Raw genomic sequence first — 17,275 nt, forward strand, 5'->3', positions numbered from 1 at the left:
CGCAAATCGGGTGCTACTGAACATAGGCGAAAATCGAGTCTGAAAAACCTGATTATTGCTCAGGAAGCAGGCACAGCAAGGGGGAGCAAGCTCCCCCTTCAGTTTTTACCGGACACTAGTGACGCTCCGCGTGGGAACGATCATCTGTTACAACCCGCGCACGTCGCGGTCTTCGATCGGCCGGCTCTGGCGCAGACGGCGGCCACCGAGCACGACCCAATCGATCAAGCGGAACAGGCACTCGATGCCGAACGACAGCAACAGCGCGCCGCTCATGCCCCAGATCATTGCTTCCGGGGTCAGCAGGATCTGGTAGCTGTAGCCATTCCAGGTTTCCTTGCGAATGTCCGGGTCGGCGGCCAGCACCACTTGCAGGAAGCGGATGTACCACGGCCCTTGCATCGCCTGGAACTGCTTGTCCAGCGCGATCTGGCGGCTGAGCAAGGTGCTCAGGCTGTCAGCATCGCTGCGAAATACCGGGTCTTCACTGGCGCGATAATGCGCGACCAGCGCCTGCATATCACCCTTGAAGAACTGCTCGGCGGTGCCCTGAAAACCGCGCAAGCCAGTCTGCGCTTCGATCAGATGCGCCTCGACACGTTTCGCGTAATCGTTGATGAAGCCTGGCACCTGGACACCGATCAACAGGCCCGCCGCAAACAACACCAGCCGTACATAACTGAGCAACATGGGGTGCAATCCTTATTCGGTCTTGCCCTGACTGACGCATTCGCCGCGTCGCCACAGGCTCCATTGGCCCGGTTCGTAGCGGGTCCAGGTTTCGTTTTCGGTCAAAGGCTCGGTGGCGATCACGGTAACCACGTCGTTGGGCGTGGTTTCCGCCTGGAAATCGACGATCACGTCGACATCCTTCAAGCGTGCCGGGCCGAACGGGGCGCGGCGAGTGATCTGTGCGAGTTTGGTCGAGCAATAGCAGAACAGCCAGTCGCCATCGCTGAGCAGGCAGTTGAACACGCCTTTGCTGCGGTATTCGGCGCACGCGGCGACCAGATCCGGCAACAGCGCTTCTATATCGACCGGTTCCGGGAATGCTGCACGCACGCGGTTAAGCAAATCGCAGAACGCCGCTTCGCTGTCGGTATCGCCGACCGGGCGGTAGAAGCTTTTGATCGGGGTGAAATCGGCGAGCTGGCCGTTGTGCGCAAAGCACCAATTGCGCCCCCACAGTTCACGGACGAACGGGTGGGTGTTGGACAGGCAGACCTTGCCGACATTGGCCTGGCGGATGTGGCCGATGACCACTTCACTCTTGATCGGATAGCGCTGCACCAGATTGGCGACTTCGGACTCACAACTTGCCGCCGGATCCTGAAACAGACGCAAGCCACGGCCTTCATAAAAGGCGATACCCCAGCCGTCGCGGTGCGGACCGGTGCGACCGCCGCGCTGCATCAGGCCAGTGAAGCTGAACACGATATCGGTCGGCACGTTGGCACTCATGCCCAGTAATTCACACATGTGCGGACTCTCGGGTTACAGGCGCGGCTCGACCCGCATACGCTGCGGATTGTTTGGCAGAGGTGGACGGCCATAGCGGTCATCGCCGGCGCCGCCAAACGGCTGATCGTCGTCGCGGTCATCAGCGCGGGCAGCTGCTTTGGCGGCCTCTGCCTGTTCACGACGCGCACGGGAAGCGCGTTCGATCGGAAAGCGGATCAGCACAAAGATCAGGTAGATGCCGAAAGCGATCATGCTGTACATGAACAGATCGGAGATCGCCCGCCAGGCGTTGTTGCCGACCTTGAAGGCCAGATCCAGCGCAGTAATGGCGATGGACGGTGCAACCTTGGCTTTCACCGGATCAATGATGGTCGGGCTGAACAACAACACGGCCATCAAGACGCGCAGCGGTTCGCGCAACCAGCGCCACATCCAGGTGGTCAGGCGCATCCATACCAACAGGCAGCCCACAGCAGCAAAGGCGTAGAGGCCCCAGGCGATCAGATAGTCGTTCTCGGTCATGGTGTCCATGGCAAGGCAGGCAAAGAGGCGCTTATAGTAACGACTTTTCGCCCGTGCGGCTTGTCCCAATAGACACACGACCTGTAGGAGCGAGCCTGCTCGCGATGACGGACAGCCTGACAACATTGATGTTGAATGTGCCGACCTTATCGCGAGCAGGCTCACTCCTACAGGGTCTGCGACGGTTTCTAGCGCTGCGAAAACCCTTATTCCGTACATTTTCCGAGAGCCTTCCATGCCCCAATCCGCCAACGTCATCAGCGCCCCGATCGCCCACAAGGCCGCCGGTGCCGACCCGTATGCCTGGCTGCAGGAGCGCGACACCGACGCGGTGCTTGATTACCTCAAGGCCGAAAACGCCTGGCAGGAAGCGCAAACCGCCGATCAGGCCGAGCTGCGTGAAAGCCTGTTCGAAGAGATCAAGGGCCGGATTCTGGAAACCGACCTGTCCCTGCCCTCGCCTTGGGGTCCGTACCTGTATTACACGCGCACCACGGCGGGCGACGAATACGCCCGACACTACCGCTGCCCGCGTCCGGCGGACGACAGCCTGAGCCTCGACGAAAGTCGCGAACAACTGCTGCTCGACCCGAATGTCCTGGCCAACGGCGGTTTCTTCTCGCTGGGTGCATTCAGTATCAGCCCGGATCACCAGCGTCTGGCCTACAGCGTCGATGCCTCGGGCGACGAGATCTACACGCTGTTCGTCAAGGAACTGGCCAACGACAAAGTCAGCGAACTGGAATTCGAAGACTGCGACGGCAGCATGACCTGGGCCAATGACAGCCTGACCCTGTTCTTCGGCGTACTCGACGACACGCACCGCCCGCACAAACTCTTCCGCTACCGCCTCGACGGCACCGCTGCCGAAGAAGTTTTCCATGAACCCGACGGGCGCTTCTTCCTGCATTGCTACCGCTCCAGCTCCGAACAGCAGTTGCTCCTGTCGCTGGGCAGCAAGACCACCAGCGAAGTCTGGGCGCTGGACGCCCACCAGCCGCACCTGCCGTTCACCTGCCTGGCGCCGCGGGTCGAGGATCATGAATATGATGTCGATCACGGCCTGTTCAATGGCGTGTGGACATGGTTTATCCGCACCAACCGTGACGGCATCAACTACGCGCTGTATCAGGCGGCGGACACCGGCACCGCGCCGACCGAAGCCGACTGGCAGAACCTGATCCCCCACAGCGATACGGTGATGCTTGATGGCGTCAGCCTCAACACCGAGGCCATGACCCTGAGCCTGCGCGAGGGCGGCCTGCCGATCATAGAAGTTCACCCACACGGTCTGGCGCCGTATCGCGTGCAATTGCCGGACGCGGCCTACAGTCTCTATGTGCAAAACAGCCTGGAGTTCGAGAGCGACCGCATTCGCCTGCGCTACGAGGCGTTGAACCGTCCGGCGCAAGTTCGCCAACTGATCCTCGCCAGCGGCGAACAAGCGGTGTTGAAAGAAACCCCGGTGCTCGGCCCGTTCGACGCCGATGCCTACGTCAGCCAGCGCCTGTGGGCGACTGCGCCGGACGGTACGCAAGTGCCGATCAGTCTGGTGATGAAGCGCGAAATGGTTGGCAAAGCCGTGCCGCTGTACCTGTACGGTTATGGCGCCTACGGTTCGAGCCTTGATCCGTGGTTTTCTCACGCGCGCCTGAGCCTTCTGGATCGTGGCATGGCCTTCGCCATTGCGCATGTGCGCGGCGGCGGTGAATTGGGCGAGGCCTGGTATCGCGCCGGCAAGCAGGAACACAAACACAACACCTTCAGCGACTTCATTGCCTGCGCCGAATTTCTGATCCTCAACGGCATTACCACGGCCGATAAACTGGCGATCAGCGGCGGCAGCGCGGGTGGTTTGCTGATTGGCGCGGTGCTCAACCAGCGTCCGGATCTGTTCGGCGTGGCAATTGCTGAAGTGCCGTTCGTCGATGTGCTCAATACCATGCTCGACCCGGAACTGCCGCTGACCGTTACAGAGTACGACGAGTGGGGCAATCCCGAAGAGCCGCAGGTTTACGAGCGGATCAAGGCTTACGCGCCGTACGAAAACGTCAGTGCGCAGGATTATCCAGCGACGCTGGTGATCGCCGGTTACAACGACAGCCGCGTGCAGTACTGGGAAGCGGCCAAGTGGGTGGCGAAACTGCGCGCATCCAAAACCGACGACAACGTGCTGCTGCTCAAGACTGAATTGGGCGCCGGGCATGGCGGGATGAGCGGGCGTTATCAGGGATTACGTGACGTAGCACTCGAATACGCATTTGTTTTCAAGGTTCTGGGTCTGGCCTGAGGAACTCCGTCGGTCACTTGGGTCTTAATTGCAGACCCAAGAGGCCGATACCCCACAGATCCCTGTAGGAGCTGCCGAAGGCTGCGATCTTTTGATTTTGATTTTTTCAAAGGCAAGATCAACAGATCGCAGCCTTCGGCAGCTCCTACATGGGAAGCGTGTGTAGCCTGAAATCCGAGACAATAAAAAGACCGTGACGACATGTCAGAACCGACCTTCCTGAACAACGAAATCCGCGACTGGCTGATGGACTGTGGCCTGTTCGATCAATTGCAGCTGGCCGACTTTGCGGCCGCTTCCGGCTACTTCAGCATCAGTACCGTGGCCGAAGGCGAAGCGATATTCCGCGAGGGTGATGCCGGCAGTTTCATGTGCATCCTCCACACCGGCCAGGTGGCCGTGCAGAAAACCGGGCCCGATGGCCAGGTGATCACCATGGCCACCCTGCGTAGCGGTCGGGCCTTCGGCGAAATGGCCGTGCTCGATGGCGAACGACGCTCGGCAACGTGCGTGGCGGCGACAAACTGTCAGCTATTGAACCTCGGCAAAGACTCGCTGGAAAAAATGCTCAACGACGCGCCAAAGATCGCCGCGAAAATCATCCGCGCCCTCGCCGTCTCTCTGTCGAAACGCCTGCGCATGGCCGACGGCCAACTGGCGGCGCAACAGGTTTAACCGCCGGGGGGCTTCGCCTTGGTGCCACTCGGCTCGATGCCCGGCACCGGTTGATCCTTGCTCGGCGGACTGGGCATTTCAATCGGCACCAGTGGCGGGCTGCCACTGCCAGCGCCAGACTTTGGAATGTTGATCGGCGTGATCTGCGGATACGGTGTCGGTGTAGCGGTGCCAGGCGAGCCGGGTTGCGGCGCCGGGCTGACTGGAACGACCTGCTGCGCCTGCACTGCAGTAATCGAGAGCGCGGCCAGGGCAATGACCGTTAGAATGGTGCGCTTCATCAAGGGCTCCGTTTGGCCTTAGTCTGCGCTCAGGCTACTCCCAACGGGGCTGCTTGCCTTCCCCCTTGTAGAGATTTCCATGAAACGTTTCGTTCTGCTCGACACTACCCCGATCCCTGAAAGCGGCGGTGCCCTGTGCCTGTTCGAGTATGGCGAGGATTTTGTCATCAAGATCCAGGGCGGCGACGGCGGACAATTGATGAACACGCGCATGCACGGTTCCGAAGATGCGCTGGCCGAAATTCCGTGCCGCAAGGTCGCTGGCCGGCCGAATTCGCGGGTGCTGATCGGCGGTCTGGGCATGGGTTTCACCCTCGCCTCCGCGCTCAAACATCTGGGCAAGACTGCCGAAGTGGTGGTCGCGGAGCTGGTCCCCGGCGTGGTCGAGTGGAACCGTGGCCCGCTCGGCGAAAAGTCCGGTCGTCCGCTGCTGGACCCGCGCACGGTGATCCGTCAGGAAGACGTGGCCAAGGTCCTGCAAAATGAGCCGAACGGTTTCGACGCAATCATGCTCGACGTCGACAACGGCCCTGAAGGCCTGACCCAGAAAGCCAACAGCTGGCTGTATTCCGCCGCTGGTCTGAATGCCTGCGCCAAAGCCCTGCGCCCGAAAGGCGTGCTAGCGGTGTGGTCGGCCAGCGCCGACCGGCTGTTTTCCGAAAAATTGAAGAAGGCCGGTTTCAAGGCCGAAGAAGTCCAGGTCTTCGCCCACGGCAACAAGGGCACGCGCCACACGATCTGGATTGCCGAGAAGCTCAAGGGCTGAGCTAAACTCTGCGCATAACCGTCATCAGTCTTTTACAAAGGTGAACCCATGAGTTCGTCCACCCCACCCAACACCTCGAAGCTGGATCGCATCCTCGCCGACAACCAGCGCGACAAGGAAATGGGCTACCGCGACAAAGCCCTGAAGATGTACCCGCACGTCTGTGGCCGCTGCACCCGTGAGTTTTCCGGCAAGCGCCTGAGCGAACTGACCGTGCACCACCGCGACCACAACCACGACAACAACCCGCAGGACGGCTCGAACTGGGAGCTGTTGTGCCTGTATTGCCACGACAACGAACACTCGCGCTATACCGACCAGCAGTATTTCAGCGAAGGCTCGCTGAGCACGCCGAAGATCGCCAAGGCCACGCATAACCCGTTTGCCGCGCTGGCCGGGTTGATGAAGAAAGAAGATTAAAAAGCAAAAGATCGCAGCCTTCGGCAGCTCCTACAGGGTGTACGCCATTCAACTGTAGGAGCTGCCGAAGGCTGCGATCTTTTGATCTTATCCCCGTATAATCGCGCTCTTTTTCCCGAAGGCACCCCGCTCGTGGCAGACAAACGGTACAGCTGCATTGGTTTGTATAACCCCAAATCACCGGAAAACGTCGGTTCGGTGATGCGCGCCGCAGGCTGCTACGGCGTGGCGTCGGTGTTCTACACCGGCAAGCGTTATGAACGCGCCGCCGACTTCGTCACCGACACCAAACGCGTGCACTACGACATCCCGCTGATTGGCATCGATGACCTGAAAAAGATCCTCCCGCTCAACTGCGTGCCCGTCGCCGTGGAACTGGTCGAAGGCGCCCGCCCACTGCCGGAATACACCCACCCGGATCGCGCCCTGTACATCTTCGGCCCCGAAGACGGCTCGCTGGATAAAGAGATCCGCGACTGGTGCGAAGACGTCGTGTACATCCCGACCACCGGCTGCATGAACCTCGCCGCCACAGTCAACGTCGTGCTCTACGACCGCATGGCCAAAGGCTTGAACACCCGCTCCGGGCCAAAATTCCGCTAAAGCGTCGCACATCCGATGGAACGAGCTGACCGCTCTGGCAGTCAGCTAATTTATCCATTACTCATTGCCTGGAGAAAGATCATGACCGAGCTCAAACGCGTCGAGCGTATCGAATCCACCCCGTTCCAGAGCCATTCCGAGCAGAACGTCGAAGGCTGGGAGCGCATTGGCTCATTGGCCGGTGGCGTGATCATGGTCGGCAAGGGCCTGCGCCGTGGCGGTGTGTTCGGTTTGATTCAGGTGGCGATTGGCGGCGTGGCCATGGCGCGCGGGATTACCGGGCATAGTTCGATGAAAAGCCTGATCGAGAAGAGTCGTCAGGACATGAATAATGTGCGGGCGAAGATCGAGCGGGCCGGGGAAGAGTTGAGCAAGCTCAAGGCCAATGCCGAGGCGGCGACCAGCACCGCCACCGTGACCGGCAATGATTCGGTGAAATCGCCGAAAGCCGGGGGTTGATAGCTTAAAAGCAAAAGATCGCAGCCTGCGGCAGCTCCTACAGGGAAAACGCATTCCACAGGTAGGAGCTGCCGAAGGCTGCGATCTTTTGATCTTTACTGTAGCAACGCGGTATCAAGGACTTTCGAGGACTCGCCAAGCACGCTCTCGGCCAATTGCACAAATTCCTTCGTGCTCACCGTCCCCAAATGCATTGCTCCACGCAACACATCATCCAGCGAGCGCTTGTTGCGCGTCTTCAAGCGAATCTCGCCATCCAGTTCCTGCAACACCACCACCGCTTTCGCCACTTGCGCCGGGCTGATCTGTTCGCCGCGCAACGTGGTGACTTTCTGGCCGTCCCTGGCCAGTTTCGTCTGTAGCGCCTGATAACGCTCATCGCTCATGCCGCCGGCACGGCGCACCAGTTCAATGGCGTAATACTCGGCAAAACTCTCGCTGATCCAGTCGCTGCGCTGCTCGTCGTTAATCCGCCCGAACACCTGGGCCAGCTCGCGCACCAGCGCACTGCTGCCGCTTTCGCTGACCAGCGGCAATCGCGTGTTCACGTAGATGGATTCATGTGCGCCGAGGCTGCCGCGCCACATCGGGTCATTGGCGCCGACGATCAACAGTTTCGCCGGATGGCGTGGATAAACCGCCTGCACCTGCGGCCAGACGAACGTAAGCAGGGTCAGCACGTCCATCCGGCGCATGCCCTGCCCTTGCGGCGAGGCCACGGTGACTTCGGTTTCGCCCAGGCGCGTGCGGCGGGTACCGAGATGGCCGGCGAGCATCCAGCCCGTCGGACGATCAAACAGGCGTGACGGGTTGTCGATGCGGAATTTGTTCTTGCCGATACGCGGCCAGGCGGTTTCGATACTTTTCCAGCCATCGGGCAATTCGAATTGCAGGCGCGCGACCAGTTCGGTGCCGTCCTGCTGATCGAGTTTGGCTGGCGGCACCAGTTCATCGCCACGCATCAATGCCCAGCTGGGGGTCATACGGGTGTCGAAACTGCCGTTCTTGCGTCCGTGGCTGATGCGCACGCGGTAAGTCAGGCTGGCCTTGTCACTGGTCGGGCGCCAGACGCCCCGGGCGTTTTTGCCCGGGGTCAGCAGCCATTGGCCGTCTGCCTTGAAGTCGCTGTAATGGCTGCCGTCGCCCAGGTCGAAATCGAGACTGCGCACCACCTCGCCTTTGCCCAGGGTCAGGCGCACCTCGGCCTGATCGCTTTGCGGCAACAGGCGCACGTGATAATCCAGATCGACTTTCTTCGCCGCCCACACCGGGGCGCTCAGCGCCAGCAGCGCCATCATCAACGCTCGCTGCAATCCGACAGCCATACACACTCCTTGGTAAAGCTTGAATCAGCAGGTAGTCAGCCCGCGCGGAAAATCAGGTGATCTTCCCAGTCATCCTCCGGCACGCTGCCTTCGGCGAGCATGCGCCCGGACTGGGAAATCCGCTCGTGGTGCACCGCGTCGCGATCGCCGCAGACCAGGTGGTGCCACAACGGTAGATCCTTGCCCTCGCTGACCAGTCGATAACCGCAGGTCGGCGGCAGCCATTTGAACTCTTCGGCCTGGCCCGGGGTGAGCTGGATGCAGTCCGGGACAAACTTGATGCGGTTCGGATAATCGCTGCACTGGCAGGTTTTCAGGTCCAGCAGTTTGCAGGCGATGCGCGTGTAATAAACGCTGTTGTCTTCCTCATCCTCAAGCTTTTGCAGGCAGCACAGACCACAGCCGTCGCACAGCGATTCCCATTCCTGGTGATCGAGTTGATCGAGGGTTTTGCGTTTCCAGAACGGTTCGACTTTGGCGGCCATGGCTCAAGCATCAACATCAGGTGGTGAAAAGGCCGCCAGTCTAGTGCCCAAGGCCTTGCGGGCCAAGCGCCGGCGACTGCCGGTTGCGCGGGGCTTGTCAGTTTTTGTGGCGGCGCGTAGCTTTGCCAGTCGCAAGGAGCCTTGCCCGCAAGCCATTAACGCTCGACCGCGTTGCATTGTGGTGAACCCTCAGGCTCGGAAAACCCCATCGCTCAGCGCAACTGATCCCGCCGGGTTTTCATTCAAATCCCTGACTCAAACGTAGCAAGGAATCTCTTGATGAGTGCCAACCCACGCGTTGCCGATTACGCCATTCACCCGCAATTCACCGACCGCTGGTCGCCGCGCGCCTTCACTGGCGAAGCGATCCCGGAAGAAACCCTGCTGAGCTTCTTCGAAGCCGCACGCTGGGCGCCCTCGGCGTACAACTCGCAGCCTTGGCGTTTCCTCTATGCGCGTCGCGATACGCCAAACTGGGAGCGTTATCTGGGTCTGCTCAACGAATTCAACCGTAGCTGGGCGCAGCATGCCTCGGCATTGGTCATCGTGATTTCGAAAACCACCTTCACCGCACCGGGCGCCAGCGAAGAAACGCCGGCGCTGTGGCATACCTTCGACACCGGCTCGGCGTGGGGCCATCTGGCGCTGCAAGCAAGCATCAGTGGCTGGCACACCCACGGCATGGCCGGGTTCGATCAGGAACTGACGCGCAAAGAGCTGAACATTCCTGAAGGTTATGCGCTGCATGCGGCCGTTGCCGTCGGCAAGCTCGGTGACAAGGCAACGCTGGCTGAATACCTGCAGGCCCGTGAAGAGCCGAGCCCGCGCCGCCCGCTGAATGAACTGGCGGCGGAAGGCGACTTCACCCTCTAAGCCACACCGCAAATGATCGTTCCCACGCTCCGCGTGGGAATGACTCAAGGGACGCTCCGCGTTCCAATGGGACGCAGAGCGTCCCCGGCTGCATTCCCACGCGGAGCGTGGGAACGATCTGAAGCAAGGAGATCAATACCCGCGACTGAAATCCACTTCCCCGCGCAACGCTTCACCCGCTTGATACGCCTTCAGGTTCTCGACAAACAGCTGCACCATCAACGCCGGTGACGTCGGCGCCGAACTGTGGCCGGTCAGCAGCAAGCCCCAAGCGGTCCAGAATGGATGGCGTTGCGGCAGTGGCTCCTGACGGCAAACGTCGATCACCGCCCCCGCCAGATGGCCTTCCTTCAACGCTTCCACCAGGTCGGCATCGACCACCGCGACACCGCGCCCGGCGTTGATGAACAACCCGGTTGGCTTGAATTGCTTGAACAGCGCCGCGTCGTAGATATCGTGGGTGTGTTCGGTGTTCGGCAGCAGATTGACCACGTAATCCACTTCACCCACCAGTCGCGGCAAATCAGCCATCGAACCGACTTCGACAAACGGCGCCTGCTCACGGGCGCTGCTGGCAATCCCGTACAGCTCAATGCCGAACGGCAGCAGAAACTGCGCGACGCTCTGGCCGATATCGCCGGTGCCGACGATCAGCACTTTGCGCCCGACCAGGCTCTGGCCGCTGCGGTTGTCCCATTTACGCTCGACCTGACTGACCAGTCGCGCCAGCACTTCGCGCTCATGGCCAAGGATGTAGGTCAGCACGTACTCGGCCATCACCTGACCGAAAATCCCCACTGCACGGGTCAAACGGTAATCGCGGCGCAAGCCGTCAGCGAGCAAGGGTGTGATACCGGCCCAGGTCGATTGCAGCCATTGTGGCTGGTGCCCCTGGCGCAACAGAGTCGCGAGCAAATCCGGCTGCCCCAGCCACACCGGACAATCGGCGGCCTGACGGGCCAGCTCGGCGGAGTCGCCGCTGGTCAGTACTTCAAGCTCGGGTGCTGCCTGACGCAGCAGCCGGGCGTATATCGCGTGGTCGTGTTCGGCAATCAGAACGCGCATCTTCAAACCTTTCGCAAACCGTGCAGACGGCCGCCGGATTAAGCCGGCCATCGCGGTAAAAACAGTTCCAGGGTAAACCGAGACTCAGAACAGAGCCGCGCAGATCAGACCGGATCGTTGCGTCGCAGCAACTCTTCGGGCAAGTGCTCGATGTACTCGTCCTCGGCCGGCGGCATTTGCAGGTGGTAGCCCTGCTTGTCGAGGTTTTCCAGGACCACGACGATGTCCTCGCTGGCCAGTTTGCGCTCAGGCGACAGCACCAGGTCGAAGGAATGCTTCGCTTTGCCGAACGCCAGCATCAGCGCTTCCGGCACACGCTCCAGCGCATCACTTTTGAGCACATAAAGGTACATGCCGCTGCGCTTGGAGCTTTGGTAGATGGAACAAATACGTTTCAAGGCTGTTCTCCGGCGGTGGCCAGGCTGTCGAGCAGCTTCTGGCCCATGAGTTCGCGGCGCCAGCCACGCAACGACTCAGGCAATTGGTAAGGACCCTCGGGATAGCCGCTTTTGACCAGGGCTTCGAGGGTTTTCTTGCGCAGCATCAGTTCCGGGGCAATGCCCAGACGCTCGGCCTCAGCCTGGCCCAATGCGCGCAATTGTTTGATCAACGCGGCGGCTTCGATCGGCAATGGCTCCGCTACGGCGGGCGGCCATTGATCAGGCCCCACACTGCCAGAGCGCTTGATCAGATCAAGCAGAAATTGGCCGTCCTGACGCACGGTACGCGGGTGCATGTCTTCGATCTTGCCCAGCGCCGCGAGGTTGTCCGGTTGCGTGCGGGCCAGCGGCCACAGCGAATGCTCGCGGACGATGCGGTTGCGCGGCAGATCGCGGGCGCGGGCTTCCTTTTCCCGCCAGGCGCACAGTTCACGCAGAACCGCCAGTTGCGCACGCGAGAGTTTCCACGCCAGTTTGGCCTCGCGATAGACCTCGTACGGGTCGGTTTCACGGCGCAGGTTGGCGACCAGTTCAGCGCCGTCCTCCAGCACCCAGGCGAATTTGTCGTCAGACAGTTTCGGCCTCAGCTGTACGAAAACCTCCGCCAGATGCACCGCATCTTCGGCGGCGTAGCTGATTTGCGTCTCGGACAACGGACGCTGCAACCAGTCGGAACGGGTCTCGCCCTTCGGCAGTTCAATGCCGAGCACTTCCTGCACCAGTCGCGAATAACCCATCGAGAAACCGAGGTTCAGGTAAGCGGCGGCCAGTTGCGTGTCGAACATCGGGGCCGGCAGGCTGCCGGTCAGGCGCAACAGCACTTCGAGGTCTTCGCTGCAGGCGTGCAGGACTTTGAGTACCGCCGGGTTCTCCAGCAACGCAGCCAGCGGTTGCCAGGCATTGATGGTCAGCGGATCGATCAGGTAGGCGCGTTTGCCGTCGCCCACCTGCAACAGGCCGGCAATCGGGTAGAAGGTGTCGACCCGCATGAATTCGGTGTCGAGGGCAACGAACGGCAGCTGCTGCCACTCGGCGCAAAACTGCGCGAGGCTTTCGTTGTCGCGAATCCAGTGAATATCGATGGCCACACGGCTCTCCCTTGAAGAATGGCGCGCAGTATATATCGCCACTGGCGATTTACGCGCCTGTGAAGGGCAAGAGCTGTAACGAAATGTCCTGCCAGAGAGCAAGAATAGTCTGACAAAAGAAGCAGAAAGCCCCGTCGTATCAGAACGACGGAGCCGATTGGCCTCAGTCCTTGGCGAGTACGCCGTCGATCACCGCACCACGGCAACCGGCAAACATGTCCAGACCCGGCTGATAGACCTTGCTCCTGACCTCAAGCAGGCCAAGCATCGAGTGGAACAGGTTGTCCTGGCTCAGTGGTTTGTCGCGGCTCATTTGCAGGCAATGCGTGTCGACCGAATAAGCCTTCTGATAGTTATCGGAGAACCACGCCAGCATCGCTACATGCTTTTGTTGCTCTGGCGCCAACATGTAAGGCGTACCGTGCAGGAACAAGTTGTACTCGCCAAGCGACTCACCGTGGTCCGACAGGTACAACATCGCGGTATCAACTTTGTCCTGATTAATGCGCAATACATCGATCAGGCTCGACAGCACGTGATCGGTATACACCAGCGTGTTGTCATAACCGTTGACGATACTTTCGCGGCTGCAATTGTTCAGCGCGTTACTTTCACACACCGGGGTGAAGTGCTCGTATTCCTTGGGATAACGCTTGAAGTATTCCGGGCCGTGACTGCCCATCTGGTGCAAAACCAGCACGGTGTCCTTGTCCAGATGGTCGATAAAACTTTGCAGACCTTGCAGGAGGATTTCGTCGCGGCACTCGCTGTTGGCACACAGCACCGGATCTTTCAGATTGCTGACATCTTGCAGGGTGACCCGGTCGCAAGTGCCTTTGCAGCCGGACTGGTTGTCGCGCCAGATCACGTCGATACCGGCATGCTTGAGCACATCGAGCAGGCCTTCCTCATTCTTCGCCTTGCTGGCGTCATAATCCTTGCGGCCCATGTTGGAAAACATGCACGGCACCGATACCGCCGTTTCCGTCCCGCAGGAATGCACGTCAGTGAAAGCGATCAGACCGGCTTCCTTATCGAGTGTCGGCGTGGTGTCACGGTGGTAACCGAGGATGCCGAAGTTCTCCGCCCGGGCACTTTCACCCACCACCAGCACGGTCAGCGATTTACGCGGTTGAAGCTTCACATCCGGATTGCGCTCGGCGTCCTCGCCGATCTTGATGAATGGCTGCCGCGCCGAGACCACTTGCTCACGTAGATAACCCGCCGAAGCACCGATGTAATTACTGGGTACCAGCATCAGGCGAATTTCGTGGTGATTGCGAAACAGCGATGACAAGCCCTGATAGTTGGCCAGCGCCACCCCACCAATCACTGCCACAGAGGCAACACCGACAATAACTTTGCTGATTAACTCACGGTGCCATCGACGATAGTTGACTGGCACTTTCCACAACAACCAGGACGGTAATACACCGAGCAACAGAATATAAGCAAACAACTTCAACGAGAGCAGATCACGCACTTCCGTTGCATTGGTTTCGGCAAAGTTGCGAAACATGCCGGCATCGATCATGACGCCATATTGACTCATGAAATAAGCCACGCCGGCGCTGATCAGAAATATCAGGGTCAACAGCGGTTTGAGCAACGGACGGAATGCCAGAAGCGTCAGCACGACGTTGAATGCCGCAAGGATCATCACCCCGAACGCCACGCGCATGGCGATGCCCTTGCCATCGGCGGCGGTGATCTCGAACAGGTGCTGCCAAAGGACAAAATTGCAGCCAATTAAAAGAAAGGCGCTGGCAATCAACGTCACCCATTCCGGGCGCACGGCTTTTAACTTCAACATAGAAAGGGGCGATTCCTGAAAAGAAGAGCCTCGGTCAATGACGGAAATTTCGATTGTGAAAATTTCATTAACTAAGGCACGAGAAACTTTAAGCAGGCAACCATCAATTTTTTGTGAAAAAGACGCCAACGATTAGTTGGCTTTTGGTGAGACGATGGAACTTACGAAGTATTTGAGAATGGTTCAGCTTTTATTCAGCAGACAATGCGGTCCCTGTAGGAGCTGCCGCAGGCTGCGATCATTTGATCTTGATCTTAAAAGCCAGATCAAAAGATCGCAGCCTCGTTGCACTCGACAGCTCCTACAGGGATCGGTATTTGATTTTTAAAAAGGGCTGTGGATTTTCTGGTTTGCCCGACACAAGCGGTTCCGCGCTTAATCATCTGCCCCGCCCAAAGGTCTGATGATGGAAAACGTCCGCGCTACCGCTCGCCCCGCTGTCTGGTTGATGCTCGCGATCATGCTCGTCGCCCTCAATCTGCGTCCATCGATGGCGGCGCTCGGTCCGTTACTGTCGGCCATTCGCACTGACATCCCGCTGAGTTTCAGCGTCGCGTCACTGCTGACCATGCTGCCAGTGATGGCGATGGGTCTGGCGATGTTTTTCGGCATTGGCATCAGTCAGCGGCTGGGCGAACAACGGACGGTGTTGCTGTCCTTGCTGATCATTGGCCTGGCGACGCTGTCGCGGCTGTTTATCGAATCGGCAGCCGAAATGATCGTCAGCGCGGTGCTGGCTGGCGTCGGCATTGCGTTGATTCAGGCGTTGATGCCGACGCTGATCAAATCGCGCTTCGCCGACAACGTCGCGCTGTGCATGGGTTTATATGTCACGTCAATCATGGGCGGCGCAGCGATTGCGGCCTCGTTCGCACCGCTGGTGATGCTGCAAACCGGGAGCTGGCGCGGCGGTTTGGCGATCTGGGCGATCCTGGCATTCATCGCGCTGCTGTTCTGGTGGTCGCAACGCAACCAGCTGTCCTCCACGGTGACGGCGACAGCCGGCAAGGATTCGTTCTTCAAGTATTCCCGTGCCTGGTTGCTGGCCCTCTTCTTTGGTCTGGGGACAGCGTCCTATACCTGCGTGCTGGCCTGGCTCGCGCCGTACTACGTGGAAAACGGCTGGAACGAACAGAATGCCGGGCTGCTGTTGGGTTTGCTGACGGCCATGGAGGTGATTTCCGGTCTGGTGGTTCCGGCTATCGCCAATCGCAGCCGGGATCGGCGTGTGATTCTGATGACGCTACTGGCTCTGATCATCGGCGGATTTTGCGGCCTGATCCTCAGCCCGCAACAATTCAGCCTGCTGTGGCCATGCCTGTTGGGGCTGGGCATTGGCGGGTTGTTCCCGATGAGCCTGATTGTCTCGCTTGATCATCTCGACAACCCGCAACGTGCCGGGGGCCTGACTGCATTTGTGCAAGGCATTGGCTATCTGATTGCTGGCCTCTCGCCGCTGATGGCTGGAATGATCCGCGATCAACTGGGCAGCTTCGAGTGGGCGTGGTGGTCGTTGACCGCGGTAATGGTGGTGATGCTGTTGATGGTATGGCGCTTCGATCCCCGGCATTACGCGAGGCACTTTTCCTGATCAGGCTAAAGGCCTCTGGCCATCTTTCTGCGGTTTGCCCCGAGACGTCGTGTTACTAAAACTTTCTGTCCCACAACTGACTGTGAAACGTCCTACAGGGCTTTGTCCTGGCACCATCGTTCCGTTAGGATCATTCGCACACGTTTGCGCGGATTCAGCGCAAGGAGCACAGCGAGACGGAACGGATGCTGAACAGTAACTTGCTTAGAAAGCTCGACATGCAGGATCTCATGGTGTTTGTCGCTGTTTATGAGCAGAGCAGCGTCACCGATGTGTCAGAAACCCTGTTCGTCAGCCAGTCCACGGTCAGCTACTGTTTGAAAAAACTGCGCACCAGTTTCGAAGACGAACTGTTTATCAACACCCGCACCGGCATGCGTCCGACCTACAAGGCCAGCACCATGTACGGGCATGTGCAGAAGATCCTCGAAAGCATCAACCTGTGCCACGCCGGTGCACCCACGTTCGACCCGACCCGACAAGCCGTCACCTTCAACATCTGCGCCCCGGAATACTTCGAGCAACTGATCCTGCCGCGTCTGTTGAAGCGTTTCGACTTCGACGATTTGCCGGTGATGGTCAACATGCACAAGTTCGAGACCGATGTCCCGGCGGATGAGCTGCGCGACGGCAGCCTCGATCTGGTGATCAGCTTCGGCCCCAACTTCCACCGTCATCACGCTGACCTGAAATCACAAATGCTGCTGGAGGACGATCTGGTCTGCGTCTTCGACAAACGCGCCACGCCACTGGAGCCACGCCTGAGCCTGCAGGCTTTTACCGAACGCCGGCACGTGTTCCCGACGCCATGGACATCAACCACCAACATGGTCGATGGCTGGCTGGCGCGGCAGGCGCAGAAGCGTCAGATCGTCGCGCGCTCGAACAGCTACAGCGCGGCATTGAAAATGATCACGGGGACCGACTTCATCCTCACCCTACCGCGCCGTATCCAGCGTTTACTGACCAACGAGGCGGTGTTCAATCACTGCGAGGCGCCAAATGGCTTGCCGGGCTTTACCCTGGACATGCAATGGAGCCAGAGCGTTGATCAGGACAGCGCCAACCTGTGGTTGCGCGAGCAGGTGGTCAAGGTGTGCAGCGAACTCTAAGCGGCC

Annotated in this window: 19 protein-coding genes; 9 read left to right on the forward strand and 10 right to left on the reverse strand. The window is 59.5% G+C overall.

Annotated features, from left to right (window positions below):
* Window positions 1-147: 147 nt before the first annotated feature.
* The 3 genes from H8F23_RS05765 to H8F23_RS05775 are packed head-to-tail and all read right to left on the reverse strand — an operon-like array spanning window position 148 to window position 1,992.
* Complete coding sequence (locus tag H8F23_RS05765) at window positions 148-690, reverse strand: DUF2937 family protein (RefSeq protein WP_007911321.1); 543 nt, start codon at window positions 688-690, stop codon at window positions 148-150.
* A gap of 12 nt (window positions 691-702) precedes the next feature.
* Entirely contained in the window at window positions 703-1,479 is a 777-nt protein-coding gene (locus tag H8F23_RS05770) for a class II glutamine amidotransferase (RefSeq protein ID WP_008085906.1), read from the reverse strand.
* 15 nt (window positions 1,480-1,494) lie between these two features.
* Window positions 1,495-1,992, reverse strand: coding sequence for a hypothetical protein (locus H8F23_RS05775; RefSeq protein ID WP_034153176.1), 498 nt, complete (start codon window positions 1,990-1,992; stop codon window positions 1,495-1,497).
* Between the two features lie 226 nt (window positions 1,993-2,218).
* On the opposite strand from H8F23_RS05775, the gene H8F23_RS05780 reads away from it, so the two are divergent.
* A complete protein-coding gene (locus H8F23_RS05780) occupies window positions 2,219-4,273 on the forward strand; it encodes a S9 family peptidase (protein WP_194933706.1) in 2,055 nt (684 codons plus the stop codon).
* Window positions 4,274-4,474: 201 nt separating this feature from the next.
* Window positions 4,475-4,948 carry a cyclic nucleotide-binding domain-containing protein gene (locus H8F23_RS05785; RefSeq protein WP_034153174.1) on the forward strand — a complete coding sequence of 158 codons (474 nt, stop codon included), beginning with the start codon at window positions 4,475-4,477 and terminating at the stop codon, window positions 4,946-4,948.
* On the opposite strand, the gene H8F23_RS05790 is transcribed toward H8F23_RS05785, so the two are convergent.
* Window positions 4,945-5,229 (reverse strand): hypothetical protein, encoded by a 285-nt coding sequence (locus H8F23_RS05790; protein WP_099758270.1) that lies wholly within the window; start codon window positions 5,227-5,229, stop codon window positions 4,945-4,947. The genes H8F23_RS05785 and H8F23_RS05790 overlap by 4 nt on opposite strands.
* A 79-nt stretch (window positions 5,230-5,308) precedes the next feature.
* Here H8F23_RS05790 and H8F23_RS05795 point away from each other — a divergent pair, with 79 nt between their 5' ends.
* From H8F23_RS05795 to H8F23_RS05810, 4 genes are all read left to right on the forward strand, one after another.
* The gene (locus H8F23_RS05795) at window positions 5,309-5,995 is read left to right on the forward strand and encodes a spermidine synthase (protein ID WP_194933707.1); all 687 of its coding nucleotides are present in this window, start codon (window positions 5,309-5,311) and stop codon (window positions 5,993-5,995) included.
* 48 nt (window positions 5,996-6,043) lie between these two features.
* Window positions 6,044-6,415, forward strand: a complete 372-nt coding sequence (locus H8F23_RS05800; RefSeq protein WP_194933708.1) for a YajD family HNH nuclease — start codon at window positions 6,044-6,046, stop codon at window positions 6,413-6,415.
* Window positions 6,416-6,547: 132 nt separating this feature from the next.
* Window positions 6,548-7,018 (forward strand): RNA methyltransferase, encoded by a 471-nt coding sequence (locus H8F23_RS05805; RefSeq protein WP_007911337.1) that lies wholly within the window; start codon window positions 6,548-6,550, stop codon window positions 7,016-7,018.
* 81 nt (window positions 7,019-7,099) lie between these two features.
* Complete coding sequence (locus H8F23_RS05810; protein WP_194933709.1) at window positions 7,100-7,477, forward strand: YgaP family membrane protein; 378 nt, start codon at window positions 7,100-7,102, stop codon at window positions 7,475-7,477.
* A 95-nt stretch (window positions 7,478-7,572) separates the two neighbouring features.
* Here H8F23_RS05810 and H8F23_RS05815 read toward each other — a convergent pair whose 3' ends face one another.
* Both H8F23_RS05815 and H8F23_RS05820 read right to left on the reverse strand, forming a co-directional pair.
* A complete protein-coding gene (locus H8F23_RS05815; protein ID WP_194933710.1) occupies window positions 7,573-8,802 on the reverse strand; it encodes a hypothetical protein in 1,230 nt (409 codons plus the stop codon).
* 35 nt (window positions 8,803-8,837) lie between these two features.
* Window positions 8,838-9,287, reverse strand: a complete 450-nt coding sequence (locus H8F23_RS05820) for a YcgN family cysteine cluster protein (RefSeq protein ID WP_093438229.1) — start codon at window positions 9,285-9,287, stop codon at window positions 8,838-8,840.
* Window positions 9,288-9,566: 279 nt separating this feature from the next.
* On the opposite strand from H8F23_RS05820, the gene H8F23_RS05825 reads away from it, so the two are divergent.
* The gene (locus tag H8F23_RS05825) at window positions 9,567-10,160 is read left to right on the forward strand and encodes a nitroreductase family protein (RefSeq protein ID WP_194933711.1); all 594 of its coding nucleotides are present in this window, start codon (window positions 9,567-9,569) and stop codon (window positions 10,158-10,160) included.
* A 132-nt stretch (window positions 10,161-10,292) separates the two neighbouring features.
* Here H8F23_RS05825 and H8F23_RS05830 read toward each other — a convergent pair whose 3' ends face one another.
* The 4 genes from H8F23_RS05830 to H8F23_RS05845 form a co-directional block, all read right to left on the reverse strand.
* The gene (locus tag H8F23_RS05830; RefSeq protein WP_194933712.1) at window positions 10,293-11,225 is read right to left on the reverse strand and encodes a D-2-hydroxyacid dehydrogenase; all 933 of its coding nucleotides are present in this window, start codon (window positions 11,223-11,225) and stop codon (window positions 10,293-10,295) included.
* 104 nt (window positions 11,226-11,329) lie between these two features.
* Window positions 11,330-11,623, reverse strand: a complete 294-nt coding sequence (locus H8F23_RS05835) for a YcgL domain-containing protein (RefSeq protein ID WP_194933713.1) — start codon at window positions 11,621-11,623, stop codon at window positions 11,330-11,332.
* Complete coding sequence (rnd, locus tag H8F23_RS05840; RefSeq protein ID WP_093438244.1) at window positions 11,620-12,753, reverse strand: ribonuclease D; 1,134 nt, start codon at window positions 12,751-12,753, stop codon at window positions 11,620-11,622. The genes H8F23_RS05835 and rnd overlap by 4 nt, the downstream gene beginning before the upstream one ends.
* 163 nt (window positions 12,754-12,916) lie before the next feature.
* Entirely contained in the window at window positions 12,917-14,566 is a 1,650-nt protein-coding gene (locus H8F23_RS05845) for a phosphoethanolamine transferase (protein WP_194933714.1), read from the reverse strand.
* Window positions 14,567-14,972: 406 nt separating this feature from the next.
* Between H8F23_RS05845 and H8F23_RS05850 the strand changes: the two genes are divergently transcribed.
* Window positions 14,973-16,157 carry a cyanate transporter gene (locus H8F23_RS05850; RefSeq protein ID WP_194933715.1) on the forward strand — a complete coding sequence of 395 codons (1,185 nt, stop codon included), beginning with the start codon at window positions 14,973-14,975 and terminating at the stop codon, window positions 16,155-16,157.
* 185 nt (window positions 16,158-16,342) lie between these two features.
* Complete coding sequence (locus H8F23_RS05855; protein WP_194933716.1) at window positions 16,343-17,269, forward strand: LysR family transcriptional regulator; 927 nt, start codon at window positions 16,343-16,345, stop codon at window positions 17,267-17,269.
* Window positions 17,270-17,275: the final 6 nt, after the last annotated feature.

Source organism: Pseudomonas neuropathica (assembly GCF_015461835.1).
Lineage (GTDB): Bacteria > Pseudomonadota > Gammaproteobacteria > Pseudomonadales > Pseudomonadaceae > Aquipseudomonas > Aquipseudomonas neuropathica.

Coding starts and splice junctions, on each gene's coding strand:
- H8F23_RS05855 (WP_194933716.1), top strand. CDS start 16,343: ATGCTGAACAGTAACTTGCTTAGAAAGCTCGACATGCAGGATCTCATG.
- H8F23_RS05775 (WP_034153176.1), bottom strand. CDS start 1,992: ATGGACACCATGACCGAGAACGACTATCTGATCGCCTGGGGCCTCTAC.
- H8F23_RS05825 (WP_194933711.1), top strand. CDS start 9,567: ATGAGTGCCAACCCACGCGTTGCCGATTACGCCATTCACCCGCAATTC.
- H8F23_RS05830 (WP_194933712.1), bottom strand. CDS start 11,225: ATGCGCGTTCTGATTGCCGAACACGACCACGCGATATACGCCCGGCTG.
- H8F23_RS05765 (WP_007911321.1), bottom strand. CDS start 690: ATGTTGCTCAGTTATGTACGGCTGGTGTTGTTTGCGGCGGGCCTGTTG.
- H8F23_RS05780 (WP_194933706.1), top strand. CDS start 2,219: ATGCCCCAATCCGCCAACGTCATCAGCGCCCCGATCGCCCACAAGGCC.
- H8F23_RS05770 (WP_008085906.1), bottom strand. CDS start 1,479: ATGTGTGAATTACTGGGCATGAGTGCCAACGTGCCGACCGATATCGTG.
- H8F23_RS05785 (WP_034153174.1), top strand. CDS start 4,475: ATGTCAGAACCGACCTTCCTGAACAACGAAATCCGCGACTGGCTGATG.
- H8F23_RS05800 (WP_194933708.1), top strand. CDS start 6,044: ATGAGTTCGTCCACCCCACCCAACACCTCGAAGCTGGATCGCATCCTC.
- H8F23_RS05850 (WP_194933715.1), top strand. CDS start 14,973: ATGGAAAACGTCCGCGCTACCGCTCGCCCCGCTGTCTGGTTGATGCTC.
- H8F23_RS05795 (WP_194933707.1), top strand. CDS start 5,309: ATGAAACGTTTCGTTCTGCTCGACACTACCCCGATCCCTGAAAGCGGC.
- H8F23_RS05810 (WP_194933709.1), top strand. CDS start 7,100: ATGACCGAGCTCAAACGCGTCGAGCGTATCGAATCCACCCCGTTCCAG.
- H8F23_RS05845 (WP_194933714.1), bottom strand. CDS start 14,566: ATGTTGAAGTTAAAAGCCGTGCGCCCGGAATGGGTGACGTTGATTGCC.
- H8F23_RS05815 (WP_194933710.1), bottom strand. CDS start 8,802: ATGGCTGTCGGATTGCAGCGAGCGTTGATGATGGCGCTGCTGGCGCTG.
- H8F23_RS05820 (WP_093438229.1), bottom strand. CDS start 9,287: ATGGCCGCCAAAGTCGAACCGTTCTGGAAACGCAAAACCCTCGATCAA.
- H8F23_RS05790 (WP_099758270.1), bottom strand. CDS start 5,229: ATGAAGCGCACCATTCTAACGGTCATTGCCCTGGCCGCGCTCTCGATT.